The sequence below is a fragment of the Enterococcus sp. AZ141 genome, from assembly GCF_051714385.1.
Lineage (GTDB): Bacteria > Bacillota > Bacilli > Lactobacillales > Enterococcaceae > Enterococcus_D > Enterococcus_D entomosocium.
Genome location: NZ_JBIORT010000001.1, coordinates 1,670,964 through 1,687,219 on the forward strand (window position 1 = coordinate 1,670,964; position 16,256 = coordinate 1,687,219).

At 43.5% G+C, this 16,256-nt stretch carries 12 protein-coding genes; 10 read left to right on the top strand and 2 right to left on the bottom strand.

What is annotated here, in order from left to right:
- Window positions 1-34: 34 nt before the first annotated feature.
- From IGI89_RS07855 to IGI89_RS07890, 8 genes are all read left to right on the top strand, one after another.
- Entirely contained in the window at window positions 35-910 is an 876-nt protein-coding gene (locus IGI89_RS07855; protein ID WP_016612866.1) for a carbohydrate ABC transporter permease, read from the top strand.
- Between the two features lie 11 nt (window positions 911-921).
- Window positions 922-1,755 carry a carbohydrate ABC transporter permease gene (locus tag IGI89_RS07860; RefSeq protein WP_061053283.1) on the top strand — a complete coding sequence of 278 codons (834 nt, stop codon included), beginning with the start codon at window positions 922-924 and terminating at the stop codon, window positions 1,753-1,755.
- An 18-nt stretch (window positions 1,756-1,773) separates the two neighbouring features.
- Complete coding sequence (locus IGI89_RS07865) at window positions 1,774-3,567, top strand: glycoside hydrolase family 2 protein (protein ID WP_438735509.1); 1,794 nt, start codon at window positions 1,774-1,776, stop codon at window positions 3,565-3,567.
- A 30-nt stretch (window positions 3,568-3,597) separates the two neighbouring features.
- On the top strand, window positions 3,598-5,004 hold the full coding sequence (locus IGI89_RS07870; protein WP_086332684.1) for a glycoside hydrolase family 43 protein: 1,407 nt from the start codon (window positions 3,598-3,600) through the stop codon (window positions 5,002-5,004).
- A 205-nt stretch (window positions 5,005-5,209) separates the two neighbouring features.
- Window positions 5,210-6,136: an alpha/beta fold hydrolase gene (locus tag IGI89_RS07875; protein WP_086332683.1), complete on the top strand. Its 927-nt coding sequence runs from the start codon at window positions 5,210-5,212 to the stop codon at window positions 6,134-6,136.
- A gap of 125 nt (window positions 6,137-6,261) precedes the next feature.
- Window positions 6,262-7,341, top strand: coding sequence for a 3-phosphoserine/phosphohydroxythreonine transaminase (gene serC / locus IGI89_RS07880; protein WP_005233933.1), 1,080 nt, complete (start codon window positions 6,262-6,264; stop codon window positions 7,339-7,341).
- A complete protein-coding gene (locus IGI89_RS07885) occupies window positions 7,342-8,526 on the top strand; it encodes a phosphoglycerate dehydrogenase (protein ID WP_005233935.1) in 1,185 nt (394 codons plus the stop codon).
- Window positions 8,526-9,749: a DUF1015 domain-containing protein gene (locus IGI89_RS07890; protein ID WP_429961541.1), complete on the top strand. Its 1,224-nt coding sequence runs from the start codon at window positions 8,526-8,528 to the stop codon at window positions 9,747-9,749. Before IGI89_RS07885 ends, IGI89_RS07890 begins: the two co-directional genes overlap by 1 nt.
- Window positions 9,750-9,791: 42 nt before the next feature.
- Here IGI89_RS07890 and IGI89_RS07895 read toward each other — a convergent pair whose 3' ends face one another.
- Together IGI89_RS07895 and IGI89_RS07900 are read right to left on the bottom strand one after the other, a co-directional pair.
- Complete coding sequence (locus IGI89_RS07895; RefSeq protein ID WP_008380385.1) at window positions 9,792-11,141, bottom strand: Nramp family divalent metal transporter; 1,350 nt, start codon at window positions 11,139-11,141, stop codon at window positions 9,792-9,794.
- A gap of 156 nt (window positions 11,142-11,297) precedes the next feature.
- Window positions 11,298-13,640 carry an ABC transporter ATP-binding protein/permease gene (locus IGI89_RS07900; protein WP_016612861.1) on the bottom strand — a complete coding sequence of 781 codons (2,343 nt, stop codon included), beginning with the start codon at window positions 13,638-13,640 and terminating at the stop codon, window positions 11,298-11,300.
- Between the two features lie 138 nt (window positions 13,641-13,778).
- On the opposite strand from IGI89_RS07900, the gene IGI89_RS07905 reads away from it, so the two are divergent.
- Both IGI89_RS07905 and IGI89_RS07910 read left to right on the top strand, forming a co-directional pair.
- Window positions 13,779-14,264 (top strand): MarR family winged helix-turn-helix transcriptional regulator, encoded by a 486-nt coding sequence (locus tag IGI89_RS07905; RefSeq protein WP_008380390.1) that lies wholly within the window; start codon window positions 13,779-13,781, stop codon window positions 14,262-14,264.
- Between the two features lie 160 nt (window positions 14,265-14,424).
- Window positions 14,425-16,212, top strand: coding sequence for a glycoside hydrolase family 13 protein (locus IGI89_RS07910; RefSeq protein ID WP_034872136.1), 1,788 nt, complete (start codon window positions 14,425-14,427; stop codon window positions 16,210-16,212).
- Window positions 16,213-16,256: the final 44 nt, after the last annotated feature.

A 16,256-nucleotide genomic window follows, 5' to 3' on the forward strand; every position in this document is an offset into this window, starting at 1 on the left:
GCTGCACTAGAAATACAAGGAAGGATGGGTATTGATGAAAAAAAGGTTAAATGGCTGGCCAATCGTTTTTATTGGTCCGCATATGCTCCTTTTTCTTTTATTCTTTTTAGTTCCTGCAGTGATTGGGATCTATGTTTCTTTTACTGAATGGGATCTGTTCAGTACACCGATTTTTGTCGGGTTTGATAATTTTCAAACGATTTTGTTTGATCAAGACTCGTTGTATCATACGCAATTTTTTAATGGAATGAAAAATACGCTGTTTTTTGCGGCAATCTCCGTTCCGTTATGTATTGTAATTCCCTTGTTACTAGCGGTTGCATTATCTGCTAAACCAAAAATGATGCGTTTTTTTCAATCGATTCTCTACCTGCCAACACTGTTTGCAATCTCTGCCGTCATGATTATTTGGGGGTTCCTTTTGAGCAAATCTTTTGGGCCAATCAAAGAAGTATTCGGTATCGACATCAATTTTGTAGGCACGCAACCATGGGCATGGATCGCTATTTTGATCGTGACGATTTGGTGGACATTAGGTGGGAATCTAATTATTTATGTTGCTGCATTAAATGGCGTCTCTAAAGAGCAGTTAGAAGCAGCAGAATTAGATGGTGCAAATAGTATAACGAAATTTTTCCGTATTTCTTTGCCGAGTATTCGCAACCAGCTTGTTTTTACCACGGTCATGACGACCATCGCTCAGTTTAATATTTATGGTCAGCCACTAATGTTGACGGGTGGCGGACCCAACAATTCTACTCGCGTGTTGATGATGTACATCCAAGAAAATGCTTTTGGTAGTAGTACCTCGGTTGCAGGAATTTCTTCAGCGATGGCTATTTTACTAGGTTTTGTAATCATGGCAGTTTCGATTGTGCAATTTATGGTCATCAAAAAAATGGAAAGATAGGAGGGAAGAAGATGCGAGAAAACAAACTAGGGAAAAGAATTGCCTTTATTTTGCTAGCGATCGTCTGTGTGATTTGGCTCTTTCCTTTGATATGGGCAATTTTTACCTCGTTTAAATCGGAGGCAGAGATTCAAAAGGTTGGGTTCAGTTTGATTCCACAAGATTGGACGCTGACTAACTTTTTGGGCTTGTTACAAGGCAATGATTCTTCTCCTGTGTTCCGCTGGTTTGTGAATTCAATGATTATTTCAACTTCACATACGCTGTTGGTTATGGTGATCGTCTCGTTTGCAGCCTATGGCTATACACGACTCACCTTTAAGGGGAGAGATTTGATTTTTGCCCTATTGTTAGGAACGATGATGTTTCCCGGGGTGGTCAATTTGATCCCGAATTTTAAAATCGTTGATACGTTAGGTTGGACCAATACATTTCTGGCAGTCATCGTTCCTGGGGCTGCAGGTGTTTATAACATTTTCCTCGTTCGGCAGTTCATTTTAGGGATTCCTAAAGAATTGGATGAATCGGCTGTGATCGATGGGGCCAACGAGTTTCAAATCTTTTATCATATTATCTTACCACTGATCAAACCTGTATTGACGGTGGTTGCGTTATTTAGTTTTACTGGCTCATGGAATGACTTCTTGTGGCCATCGATCGTGATAAACGATATTGATAAATTACCGATTACACCAGGGCTGCAGTTGCTACAAGGGCAATACATGACCTATCCGGGAATTGGAACTGCCGGAGCAATCTTGGCTTTGATCCCTACCTTTTTATTGTATTTGGTGGCGCAAAAAAGCTTTATGGCGTCAATGTCGTTGCAAAGTGGCATAAAATAATTTGTTTTTGGAGGAAATATGAGTAGAGAAGAATACCCGAGACCGCAATTTGAGAGAGAGAATTGGTTAAGCATAAATGGTGAATGGCAATTTGCCTTTGATGACCAAAATCTTGGTTTAAAAGAAAAGTGGTACACAAATGAAGCAAACTATCCGTACAAGATCAATGTTCCCTTTGTCTATCAAAGTGCATTGAGCGGCATTGATCTTCGAGAAGTGCACGACGTTGTATGGTATTATCGGACCTTCAATGTGCAAGTCCCTGAAAAAAGTCGTGTCCTTTTGCATTTTGGGGCGGTGGACTATGAAGCAGATGTGTTTGTCAATGGCAATCATGTGAAAAATCATTGCGGAGGGCATACCTCTTTTGATATAGACATCACGGATGCCTTAGTATCTGGACAAGAGCAAATACTAAGTGTGCGAGCATTTGATCCACATTTTGATGAAAGCATTCCACGGGGGAAACAATTTTGGGAAGAAGAATCAGCAGGAATCTGGTACACAAACTCAACAGGGATCTGGCAGCCAGTCTGGCTTGAAGTAGTTGCCGAAACCCATCTGCAACAGGTGAAATTTACGAGTGATTTTGATGCTGGCGCCGTTAAGATCGATGTAGAACTGAATCAGTTACAGCCACAAGTAGTCTTAGAATATCAAATCTATTTTAAAGGTGCTTTAGTTACTAGCGGAAAGGCAGACTTTATCACTTCTAAGTTGAGTTTTGCGGTTGATATTTTCCAGCAAGAAATTTTTCGGACGAATTTTCACCACGAAGGCTGGTCTTGGACACCTGAAAAACCGCAATTATTTGATGTTGAATTGACTCTTAGGGAAGCGGGGAAGGCCATCGATCAGCTAAAAAGTTATTTTGGTATGCGTAAAATACATACAGAAAACGGTATGATCTACTTAAATAACAAGCCTTACTATCAGAAGCTGGTGCTCGATCAAGGCTATTGGCCGAACGGCTTGTTAACTGCACCAACAGATGAGGACTTTAAACAAGACATCTTATTGGCCAAAGAAATGGGATTTAATGGTTGCCGAAAACACCAAAAAACAGAAGACCCACGCTTTTTATACTGGGCAGATAAATTAGGATTTCTGGTTTGGGGAGAGTGTGCGGCGCCGGCAATCTATACCGATCGTTCTGTGATGCGTTTGATGCAAGAGTGGACAGAAATCATTACTCGGGATTATAGTCATCCTTCGATCGTTACTTGGGTCCCAATCAACGAGAGCTGGGGTGTGCCAAAAATCTCATTTGATCGTCAGCAACAGCATTTTTCTCAAGCGATGTATCACTTTATCCATTCGTTAGACCAGCAACGGTTGGTTATTTCAAATGATGGTTGGGCGATGACGGAGACCGATATTTGTGCGATTCATAATTATGCGCATGGGCAAGAATCTGAGCGGCAAAAATATCTATACTTTAAAGACAGTCTCAGCACGAGAGAAAAATTGGTGAGTCGAGTATCGACCCCCTGGCCGATTTTCGCTGGAGGATTTTCTTATCAGGATCAGCCTATTTTATTGACCGAGTTTGGTGGTATTGGCTTCGATGTTTCGGGGCAACCCGGTTGGGGCTATACCTCAGTGGAAAATCAACAAGATTTCTTGAAGGATTATCAGCGAATCATGGTGGCTGTTTATGACTCTGTCGGACTCTGGGGCTATTGCTACACTCAGTTGACAGATGTCGAACAAGAAATCAATGGGTTACTGACCTATGATCGCCAACCAAAAGTTGATTTGGCAGCAATTAAAGAGATCAATGAGCAGTTTCATCCACCGCAGGTAGAATAAAATGATTGGTAAGGAAAGGGGCGATGTCCGATGGGGAAATCAGCAGCTTGGCTCAGTGGAGTAAGTATCTTGATTGCTGCGCTTATGATAACCGGTTGTAGCGCTGGAACTGATCCAGGGGAAGAAGTGTCCGATTTTACTTCAATTATCGATAATGATGGGGCAGATCCTTGGATCTTGCAAACGGAAGCGTTCTTTTATTATACCAAAACGACTGGGAATAATTTAACGCTTTGGCGTGCTGAAAACCTCTCTCACGTTGCTGCTGGTGAAAAAAAGATCATCTGGGAAATGCCAGCAGAATTTGAAAGTATCTGGGCACCTGAGCTTCATTACTTAGATGATCGCTGGGTGATGTATTTCGCGGCTAATCGTCCTTCAGAAACGCATCGTATGTACGCATTAGTCAATCATCAAAAAGATCCTTACATGGGTGAGTGGCAATTGGAAGAGATCAAAGGGATGGATGATAAATTTGCGATTGATGGAACAGTCTTAGAGATCAATGACAAACGCTATTTCCTTTGGTCGGGCTGGGAAGGGTATGAAAATGTTGCGCAAAATCTTTATTTAGCGGAAATGGCCTCCCCTACGGAAGTGATCGGGGAGAAACGACTTATCTCAGAACCAGAATATGAATGGGAAATGCGGCAAACACCATTGATCAATGAAGCCCCTCAAGTGATGATCAAAGACGAAACAGTCAATTTGGTATACTCTGCCAGTGGAAGCTGGGACAATGATTACGCTCTTGGTCTTATGACCCTAGATGTGGCTGATGATCCGCTAGAAAGAGCGAACTGGCAAAAGGAACCAGCGCCGATTTTCCAACAGACAAACACTGTCTATGGACCTGGTCATAATGGATTTGCCAAATCAAAAGATGGTTCTGAAGACTGGCTGATTTATCATGCTGCTCGGTGGGATCATTCGGGCTGGAACCGTTCGATCCGCTTACAAAAGTTTGGTTGGGATCAAGAGGATAAAATTCTACTGGAAGCTCCTTTTGATGAGTGGCATGTTCAAGCGTTGCCAAAAGCTGAGCCCAATCGACTGCGATTAACTGCTAGCCGTGCTTTGCTGGAGGGCGATTTAGTGCTTGTCGAAGATGAGGCAGCACTCTCTAAGAAAGTCGTCCAAGGCTTTGAATCAACGACTGACAAAATTATCTTTGCTCCGCAGATTGAAGAAGCAGACGAATTTCTGGTGATTGCCTATGTCAAAACCACTGATTATCTCTCCTTGAATGACCCAATTCAGGTCAGGATTGAAACGAAACAAGCAAACCACATGGTGGATGTCTATCCTTCCGAATATTATCAACCGCTACAAGTCCGCATGAAGTTACCGAAAGGGGCGCAGGAAATCACCCTTTCGTCTGAGATTGGGGTGGATACGCTAAGTATTGATCGTTTAGAAATCGTCAAATTCAAATAAAAAATAGTGAGGAAGTTTTCCAATCCAAGCGATGGGTAATGATCGTTTGACTCCTGCTACTTTGTCTCTAGACAATGTGGCAGGAGTTTTTTTATCCTCGCAAATTCCCAACTCCTACCGCCATAGCCTAAAATTCCATGTATAATAAAGAAAACGACCGTTTTATTTGGCGGAGGGAAAAGAAAAAGCAAAAGAGGTGCAAACTATGAGGATGAATCAAGAAAAGCTGACTTCATCAAATGGGAAGGATCAGCTTTTTGTCAAAACGTGGCTGCCAGAAGAACAGCCAAAAGCAGTCGTGCAAATCGTCCACGGAATGATTGAGCACATTGAACGTTACCATGAGTTTGCGGAATGTTTAACTGCACAAGGCTATGCGGTGGTCGGTCATGATCACTTAGGGCATGGGCAATCCGTGAAGGACACACAGGCTTATGGGCATTTTGGTGAAAAAGAGGGCGCCAACTATTTAGTGGCAGATGCGGGAGTGGTCCATAAGTACGCAGCTGCTTGCTACCCAGACCGACCATATTTTATCTTAGGGCACAGTATGGGGTCGCTGGTTTTGCGGAATTATTTGTTTAGTCAGCCACATCCATTGACAGGAGCGATCATCATGGGCACCACGATGGAAAAAGCCGTGCTGATGCAAGGAGGCAAACTCGTTACGAACTTGTTGCGGCCGTTTGCCGCTCAGCAATGGCCTTATCACGTAATGGAACAGCTAGTTTTTGGCCAGCACAACCGGCGTTTTCGTCCCAATCGGACCGCCAAAGATTGGTTGACCAGTGATCCGCAGCAAGTGGATCGCTATTTGAAGGATCCTTACACCCAATTTCATTTTTCTTTAGCAGCTTACAAGGATCTCTTTACATTGACACAAGCTGCCAGTGATCCGGATCAACTGCGCAAGATTGATTCAGAATTGCCGCTGCTGCTGATTTCAGGTGGAGACGATCCTGTTGGGCACTATGGCAAAAGCGTCCGCCAATTGGCTCAGCAACTGAAGCAAAATGCTGACGTGACGATGTATTTGCTCGAACATGGCCGTCATGAGATTTTGAATGAGCGCAACCGCGAGATCGTTTACAATGAAATTTCTCGCTGGCTATTTGAAAAAATGCCGAAATGACGAACGTTAAGAAATTGGTAGTCTTTTCTGAAAATTCAAAATTATTTTCTCTTTTAAGGCTTTTTTCATTTTCGGCTATCTGTTATAATGATTTTCACATCTAACATAAAGGAGAGATTTTTTGTATGACAGTTTATAACTTTTCAGCTGGTCCTGCCGTATTGCCCCGTCCCGTATTGGAGAAAGCACAATCCGAACTTTTGAATTACCGCGGAAGTGGGATGTCCGTTATGGAGCTGAGTCATCGGTCCTCCTTGTTTGAAGCAATCATTAAAGATGCAGAAGCACTTTTACGAAAATTAATGGGAATTCCTGAAAACTATCAGGTACTGTTTTTACAAGGCGGCGCGAGTCTCCAATTCAGTATGATCCCTTTGAATCTTGCACAAAACAAAAAAGCCTTATACGTAAATACCGGTTCTTGGTCGAAGAAAGCTATTGAAGCAGCAAAAGCGCTTGGAAACGTGACGGTGGAAGTCATTGCCTCTAGTGAGGATCAAAACTTTACTTATATTCCAGAAATTTCAGAAGATGCGATCGATCAAGAAGCGGCTTATTTGCATATCACCACGAACAATACCATTGAAGGGACGGCCTTTCAAACGATTCCGCAGGCTGGCAATGTGCCGATCGTAGCAGACATGTCCTCAAATATTTTAGCCAATGACTATCGCGTAGAAGACTTCGGTGTGATTTATGCTGGGGCCCAAAAGAATATTGGTCCTGCAGGGTTGACGGTAGTGATCATCCGAGAAGATTTACTCAATGATGATGCTGTTTTCGCTCCAATGCTGGATTATCGTCTACAGGCTAAAAATGACTCATTGTACAATACACCACCAACGTATGCTATCTATATTGCTAAATTGGTGTTTGAATGGTTGGAAGAATTAGGCGGCATTCCTGCAATTTTAGAACAAGACCGCCAAAAAGCGGCGCTTTTATACGAAACGATCGAAGCCTCTGCTCTTTACAGTAGTCCTGTGGCTGTTGATAGCCGTTCACTAACGAATATTCCTTTTGTAACAGGGGATAAAGCATTAGATCAGCGCTTCAATGAAGAAGCTGTCAAAGCTGGTTTTGAGAACTTGAAAGGGCATCGTTCCGTTGGAGGAATGCGAGCAAGCTTGTACAATGCCTTTCCATTAGCTGGCGTTCAAGCGTTAGTCGACTTTATGAAATCATTTGAAGCGGAGGTCAAATAAATGTTCCAAATCAAAACATTCAATGCGATCGCACCAGAAGGATTACAGCGTTTAGAAAAAGAAAAGTATGCCATCAACGAGAGCGACCAACCGCAAGGGATTTTGCTGCGCAGCCAGAAATTGCACGATTACGCTTTTCCTGAAAGTGTCTTAGGTATTGCTCGTGCAGGGGCTGGGACCAACAACATTCCCGTCAAAGCATGTACTGAAAAAGGGATCGTCGTCTTTAATACACCCGGTGCCAATGCCAATGCGGTCAAAGAATTAGTGATTGCTAGTCTGCTCTTAAGTGTCCGCCCGATTTTACGAGGTGCCCAATGGGTCCAAACCTTGAACGGTGATAATGTGGAAGAACAAGCAGAAGCACAAAAAAGTCAATTTGCTGGAACAGAGTTAGAAGGTAAAAAGTTAGGAATCATCGGTCTTGGTTCTATTGGAGCGATGGTTGCCAACGATGCTTATCGTCTAGGGATGGAAGTAGTCGGTTATGATCCTTACGTGTCAGTGGATACTGCTTGGACGATCTCTCGTCGGGTCAAGCGTGCCAATGATATTGCGGAAGTCTTTTCAACCTGTGATTTTATTACGGTTCATGTGCCGCTAATGGAAAACACGCATCATCTCGTCGGGGAAGCCGAACTTGCGAAAATGAAACCAACAACGAAGCTATTCAACTTTTCCCGTAAAGAAATCGTCGATACAGATGCCGTTTTACGTGCATTAAAAGCCGACCGTTTAGCGGGCTATACGACTGATTTTGCAGATGAACAATTGCTGCACAATGAAAAAGTACTCGTCTTGCCGCATTTAGGTGCATCAACAGAAGAAGCTGAAGTCAACTGTGCCAAGATGGCAGCCCGAACATTGAAAAAATTCTTGGAATTCGGGACCATCAAGCGCTCGGTGAATTTTCCAACCGTTGAGATGGCTTTTCATTCGCCTTATCGTCTGACGATCATCAATCGCAATGTACCGAATATGTTAGGTCAGATTTCGTCGATCATTGCGGAATCTGGGATCAATATCGACAATATGCTGAATCGTGGACGGGAAGACTTTGCTTACACCCTAGCCGATGTCGCTTCTGAAGATGAAGCCTTATTGAATCAATTAGCCGATAAACTGCGGGAGAACGAAAATATCGTTCGTGTACGGGTCATCAAGAATCAGGAGGTTGGGTATTAATGGTTCAAGTATTTCCGTTTAAAGCCATTCGTCCAGAAGCCTCATTGGCAGAACAAGTGGCCGAGCTGCCTTATGACGTGGTCAATTCACAAGAAGCCGCAGCGTTTGCGCAAGGCAATCCTTACAGCTATTTCCACATCGACCGTTCGGAGATCGACTTGCCAGGAATCGATCCTTATGATCCACAGGTGTATCAAAAAGCGGCAGAAAATCTTGCATCTTTTCAAGAAGCAGACTGGTTGATCCAAGAAACGGCGCCCGCATATTATTTGTATGAATTGACGATGGCTGGCAGAAGTCAAACTGGGCTTGTCGCCTGTACCTCGATCGATGATTATGTCGCTGGGAAAATCAAGAAACACGAGTTTACCCGACCAGAAAAAGAAATCGATCGGATCAATCACATTCTGGCATGTGATGCCAATACAAGTCCGATTTTCTTGAGCTATCGCCAACCAGCAGCAGTCAAAGAAGCAATCGATGCGTGGCAAGCAGAGCATGCGCCGATCTATGATTTTGTCAGCTATCATGAGGTGCAGCATCGTGTTTGGCTGATCGATGATCCAGCGCTAGTCGCCTCTTTTGCCCAGCAGTTTCAGGCTGTAGATGCCCTCTATATTGCGGATGGACATCACCGTACAGAGTCAGCAGTTAAAGTTGGCTTGCAAAAGCGAGCCGATGGCCAAAGCAGCCAAGAAAGCGACCGCTTTTTAGCAATCTTATTCCCAGAAAATGAATTAGCGATTTGGGAATACAATCGGGTTTTGCGGGTACCAGTGCCAGAAACCTTTTTTGAGCAGGCAGCCCAGCATTTTACGATTCAAGAAACTACAACGAAGAAACCAGCGCAACGTGGTTCGATTCATCTGTACCTAAACCATGCGTGGTGGGAGTTGACCATCAAACCGGAAGCTGTGCCGCAAGATGCGGTAGGACAGCTGGATGTGTCGCTTTTACAACAATACGTGCTGGCTGATATTTTCGCGATCCAAGATGTGCGGACAGACAAACGCATTGATTTTGTCGGCGGGATTCGTGGTCCAGAAGAATTGGAGCGTTTGGTGGATAGCGGAGAATGGACATTGGCTTTTTCCATGTATCCAACGCAAATGGCCGATCTTTTGGCAGTCGCCGATGCGGGAGAAATCATGCCGCCAAAATCAACTTGGTTTGAACCAAAACTGTTGAGCGGTCTGTTTTTACATGATTTAGAAACGAATTAACCAAAAAAGCTTACGAGGCTACCTCGTAAGCTTTTTTCGATATTAGAAGTTGCCGAGTGTTTCGATGATCAAGCGGACATTCAAGACCGTCAGTGCAATGGCACAAATCCAGCCTAAGGTAGAGACCCATAGCGGATTCTTGAAGCGTTCCCCCATAATTTTTTTTGAGCTGGTAAAAAGAACCAGCGGAATCATCGAAACGGGTAAGGCGATGCTTAAAAAGACTTGCGAATAGATCAGCAGATCGTCCAGAGCTTGTTCGTTGCCGCCAAAGTAAATTGTACAAAGCAAGACGGGGATCACCGATAAGCCACGGGTGATCAGACGTCGCGCCCAAGTAGGGATCTTCATATGGATAAATCCTTCCATCACGACTTGGCCTGTCAGTGTCCCAGTGATCGTTGAATTTTGACCGGATGCCAAGAGCGCTACGGCAAACAGAACGCTCAAGACTGGACTGGCGACAGCGCCAGCAATGGAGGAATCTTGCAATGCATTGAACAGCGCGGAGAAGGTGCCGACTTCTTCGCTATGACCAAAGAACAAGGCGCTTCCTAAGATCAAAAGCAGGCAATTGACCAAAAACGCAGCGGATAATTGGATATTGGAATCCCAAGTAGCGAACCGCACGGCCGTTGCCACTTCTTGGGTATCGCTGCGATCGATTTTTCGTGACTGGGAGATCGAAGAATGCAGATAGAGATTATGGGGCATCACAGTCGCACCAACGATCCCCAATGCCATTGTCAGCTGCCCATGGTTCAAGACTTGTTTTTGCGGAATAAAACCTTGCAAGACAGCCGGTAGATCCGGTTGAGCAATAATGACTTCGTAACAAAAGACCAGCATAATGACCAAAATCAGTGTCATGACGATCGCTTCGATTTTACGGAAACCTAGTTTCATTAAAAAGAGCAGAAGCAATACATCGAAAATCGTTAAGATGACCCCAACTAATAACGGTAAGCCGAATAGTAGATTGAGAGCGATCGCTCCTCCGATCACTTCCGCGATATCCGTTGCCATGATAGCCAATTCGGTGACGATCCACAAGACAAAGCCTAAACCTTTGCTGGTGTGTTTACGAGTTGCTTGCGCAAGGTCCATCTGGGTCACGATCCCTAGCTTGGCTGCCATGTATTGCAGTAGCATAGCGATCAAACTGGAAATCAAGATCACAGAAAGTAAGAGATAGCCATATTCAGCACCGCCTCCGATCGAGGTGATCCAGTTTCCTGGGTCCATATAGCCCACGGCTACCAATGCCCCAGGACCAGAGAACGCTAAGAGATTGCGCCAAAAGCTGCCGTTTTTTGGGATGGCAACTGTATTATTTATTTCTTCCAAGCTAGGACCGTTGGCCGCTTGGATCAATTTTTTTTCTTCATTCATCGTTTCACACCCTATCTTTTTAGGTATACCTAAAAACAAATCTATTGTATTCCTCATTTATGGATTTTTCAAGAGAAACCTTTTGGAAGTCAGAAGGAAGGACAAAAAAACAGCAGCCAAGGGGATGGCTGCTGCCTGTTAGGTTTTCTTATAAAATTAGTCGGCGCGTAAAGCGATCGCTGCATCTTTTTTCGCTGCCATTCGAGCTGGAATGTGGCCGCCAATCATGGTTAGAACGGTGCTGACGGCAATCAAGATCAGGCCGTGGACCGGATTTAATTGAGCAACATTTTCGAGATCAGTCATACTATATAAGATCGCGTTGATCGGGAATGTAGCTAACCAAGCAATTAGGACACCTAAAGCCCCTGAAGCGATCCCTAAAATACAGGTTTCGGCATCGAAGACGCGGGTGATGTCTTTTTTACGAGCACCTAATGCTTTTAAGACCCCAATTTCTTTCGTGCGTTCTAGTACAGAGGTATAAGTGATGATACCGATCATGATCATGCTGGTTACCAAAGAGATTCCTGCAAAAGCGATCAAGACATAGGTGATCGCATCCATCAAGCCACCAGTCAATTGAGTCATCGTACCGGCTAAATCGGAATAAACGATTTGGTCTTCTTTGTCTTTGCCTTTGTTGAAGTCATCCAAGTAATCAAGGATTTTTTCTTTGGCACTGAAATCATTTGGATAGATCATAATGCTGTTTGGTAAATCACTGCCGCCGAGATAAGCGATCAATGAATCTTTGGCACTTTCGTCAACGGGTTCATTCGTCATCACGTTGGTGTCGCTATCTTTTTGTGCTTGGACGATCGCTGAGTCTTGGTTTTCTTTGATCACTTCTTGCGCGAGGGCATCACTGTAGGCAATGCCGGTTGACAGCAAGTTCATCGTAGAGTTTTGCTTGATACGTAAGATTCCGCTGATCGTTAATTCTTTGTTGTTGCTGTTATCGAAAACTTCATTTAAATCTTGGTTTGGAATGAAGTTTCCAGTCGGCAATTCGGTGTAAAAGGCATCATTAGACGCCAATGTGATTTTTGTTCCCACGATATCGTCGAAGGAAACCGTGTCACCATCTTCAATATCAAAACCGAGATTGATCAATGCATTGACATTCGTTACGTTATTTTCATCGACGATCAAAACGACATCTGTGCTGGCACTTGGGTAGCTGCCTTCTAAAAGGTCATAGTTGTCTTTTAAGAAATTGCCGTTATCTTCTGATAACTGCTCAGGGAAAGTCGAAACCCCAATACCGGTTGAGGCACTCATGGCAGACATCATGGCATTGGTCTGTTCATTGTCAGGCGACGCGTTGGAGAAGCTGACTTGTTCCACATTGTCATCGATCTTGCGGAAAAGATTCAATGAAGTTGAACGAGTGTAGCCGATATTGTTACTTAACTCAGGATCAATGTCGTTGATGTAATCGAGAAACTCTTGATCGATTTTGTTAATATGAGTTGCACGATCCGTATCACTTAATTTGGCAGTGACCTCTTTATCTGAAGGGAAATCTTCAGATTTATCCCGCGTACCCATCGCTGATGGATCTTGTTCAGTGGCCACTTGTGAGATCGTAATCGGAAAACGAGCTAATGTTTCTGACTGGGTATTGTCGATTTGTTTTTGGAATCCCGTTGATAGTGACAAAACAATGGCGATTCCGATGATTCCGATACTAGAAGCAAAGGCTGTCAAGAAGGTGCGCCCTTTTTTGGTTCGGATATTGTTAAACGACAAACGTAAGGCCGTCATAAAACTCATTTTTGTGTGCTTTAATTCGAATTGGTCTTTCTTTTGTCCTTCAACATGGGGGTTCGAATCTTTAATAATTCGTCCGTCTTTGAATTCAATGATCCGTCCAGCGTATTTGTGGGCCAATTCAGGATTATGAGTAACCATGATGACCAATTTTTCTTTTGATAGTTCTTGGATCAGTTCCATGATTTGGACACTTGTCTCTGAATCTAAGGCACCTGTAGGTTCATCACAAAGGAGGATATCAGGATCATTTGCTAAGGCACGGGCGATCGCTACCCGCTGCATTTGACCACCAGAAAGCTGATTTGGTTTTTTGTGCATATGTTCAGCCAAGCCCACACGCGTCAAAGCATCGGTTGCTTTGGCTCGTTTTTCTTCTTTTGACACACCGCTCAAGGTCATCCCAAGCTCGACGTTGTCGATGATGCCTAAATGACTGATCAAATTGTAGCTTTGGAAGACAAAGCCAATCGAATTGTTCCGATAGGCATCCCAGTCGCGGTCTTTAAAGGATTTGGTTGATTTTCCATTGATGATCATATCACCAGAGTCGTAATTATCTAAGCCGCCGATCACGTTCAACATGGTTGTTTTCCCAGAGCCGCTTGGCCCTAAAATGGCAACAAACTCTTGTTTACGAAAGGCGACGGTGACGCCGTCGAGGGCTTTCGTAGTACTGGAGCCAACTGTATAATACTTCTTGATATCTTTTAATTCTAACATGGGGTCACTCTTTTCTTGCCGTTTTCACGATTATTTTCATTATGTAACCACGCTATCATAATGGTTAACAAAAATCAACGATTATCATTGTTTAAACAAATAATTTATACTAAACTAAAGACAGAAAAGAGGGAGAGTATGGAAAAAGCGTTAGGAACATTCAATATGGCAGTGTTTGCGGAGATATTTTCGCTGATGGGAAACATATTGTTTGAAGAAATCGGTCTGGAAGATTTAAAATTGACCAAAATGGAAATCTTGGAACTCGTGGTGATCTCTAGTAATGAAGGAATTACGATGTCCGAGTTGGCCCAGCAAATCGGTACATCAAAAGTCCAAATCAGTCGTTCGATCTCGGGGTTGGAAAAGGCTGGCTTTGTGGTACGCAAAACCAACGGCGTCAATCGTCGCAACGTCAATGTTTATTTGGAAGAAGCTGGGAAGCAGTTGTTTGTCCAAAAGAAAAAACAAGTGGAAGACCGCTTGAATGCCAAAACCGCTCAAATGGCTGTGGAAGATATCCAGCAGTTGAGTCAGTCGTTGACGGAGGCAGTGGGGATCTTGCGGAAATATGACATTTTACGGACTGGCAATCAATGTGAGAAGAAGACACCGTTTGATTAAAAAAGGGTGAAGCAATCGTTTGCTTTTTAATTGCTGAATTAATTTCATATTGACCTGTATTATCGATTTATCAGATAAAGCAACCGATTGCGTTTTTCTCTTGTTTTGACTTCTGATTTGTGCGACAATGGGTATATCAAACAAGTCAAAGGAGTCTGCTATGAATACTACTGCCATCTATCATCGTCCCGAAAGTGAATTTGCGTATTTGTACGAGAAGGATAAAATGCATATCCGTTTGCGTACCGCCCGTCAAGACGTCCGCCATGTCCAGCTGCTTTGCGGTGATCCTTACACACTGTATAAAGAAGCGTGGTACCAACAAAGAATTGAAATGCAAAAAATTCTTTCCACGGACTTGCATGATTATTGGCAAGTATCGGTCGGAGCAGAATTCCGCCGTTTGTCTTACGGCTTTTCCATCGAAAGTTACGATGGGTTGCATGTCTTCTATGGGGATCACGGGGTCTACCCCTTTGAACAGCAATATTTAGAAATGAACAACAATTATTTTCGGATGCCTTACTTCCAAGAAGCCGATCGTTTCAAAATTCCCGAGTGGGCGAAAGAAACGGTTTGGTATCAAATTTTCCCTGAGCGCTTTGCAAATGGGGACCCATCAAATGATCCTGAAGGTGTGTTGCCATGGGGCTCAAAAAATCCCGATCGCCAAGACTTTTTCGGTGGGGATCTACAAGGAGTCATCGATCATTTGGATTACCTTGTCGATCTAGGAATCAATGGGATCTATTTCTGTCCGATTTTTGAGGCATATTCGAATCACAAGTATGATACCATCGATTATTTGGCCATCGATCCTGCTTTTGGTGATAACGATACCTTTAAACGATTAGTGGAGGAATGCCACAAACGCGGCATCAAAGTCATGCTAGATGCTGTTTTCAACCATATGGGGGATACTTCGCATCAATGGCTAGATGTCATCAAAAACGGCAAAGATTCGCCGTTTGCTGATTGGTTCCATATCAATGAGTTTCCTGTCAACTACAAAGAAGGGGAAAACTTTGAAGATGCTTATGACATTACCTATGATGTTTTTGCCTTTACGCCGCATATGCCGAAACTCAATACGGAAAATCCCGATGTGCAAGATTATTTGTTGAAGATCGCTCGTTATTGGATCGAAGAATTTGATATCGATGCTTGGCGCTTGGACGTGGCTAATGAAGTTAGTCACTTCTTCTGGAAAAAATTCCGCCAAGTGTGTGATGAGGCCAAAGATGATTTTTATATCCTTGGGGAAATTTGGCATTCTTCTCAACGCTGGTTACAAGGCGACGAGTTTCATGCAGTGATGAACTACGCCTTTACAGATGCAATTATTGAATATTTTGTCAAAGACGAGATCTCCATGACGAAAATGGTCTCGGAATTAAATAACCAGCTGATGTTGTATCGGGAGCAAACCAACCAAGTGCAGTTCAATATTTTGGATTCTCATGATACCCCGCGTTTGTTAACTTTGGCTCGGGGAGACAAAGACTTGATGCGCCAAGTGATGGCCTTTACGTATCTGCAACAAGGCGTTCCTTGCCTGTATTACGGCGATGAGATTGGTTTGACCGGTGATATGGATCCGGATTGTCGTAAATGTATGATTTGGGATGAGGAAAAGCAAGATCGTGATTTGCTGCATTTCACCCAGTCATTGATCAAACTACGCAAAGACAACCAAAAAGTCTTATCTGAAGGTTCCTTGAGTTGGAACTGGGTTTCGGAAGAAGATGGCCTGATCATTTTCGAACGAGAGTTGGGGGCACAGCGGATCATCGGTATTTTCAACACTGGCGAGGACCAACTTACACTCTCTCGTCCTGATTCAATTTTGATGGAACAGTTTGTCCAACTGGAAGATGAGACGATGATCATCGATAACAAAGGCTTTGCTATCGTGAAAGTAAATAACGAAGAATCGAATGAAGCATAAAAATGAGGCAAGAATTGCATATGCAATTCTTGCCTCATTCAATG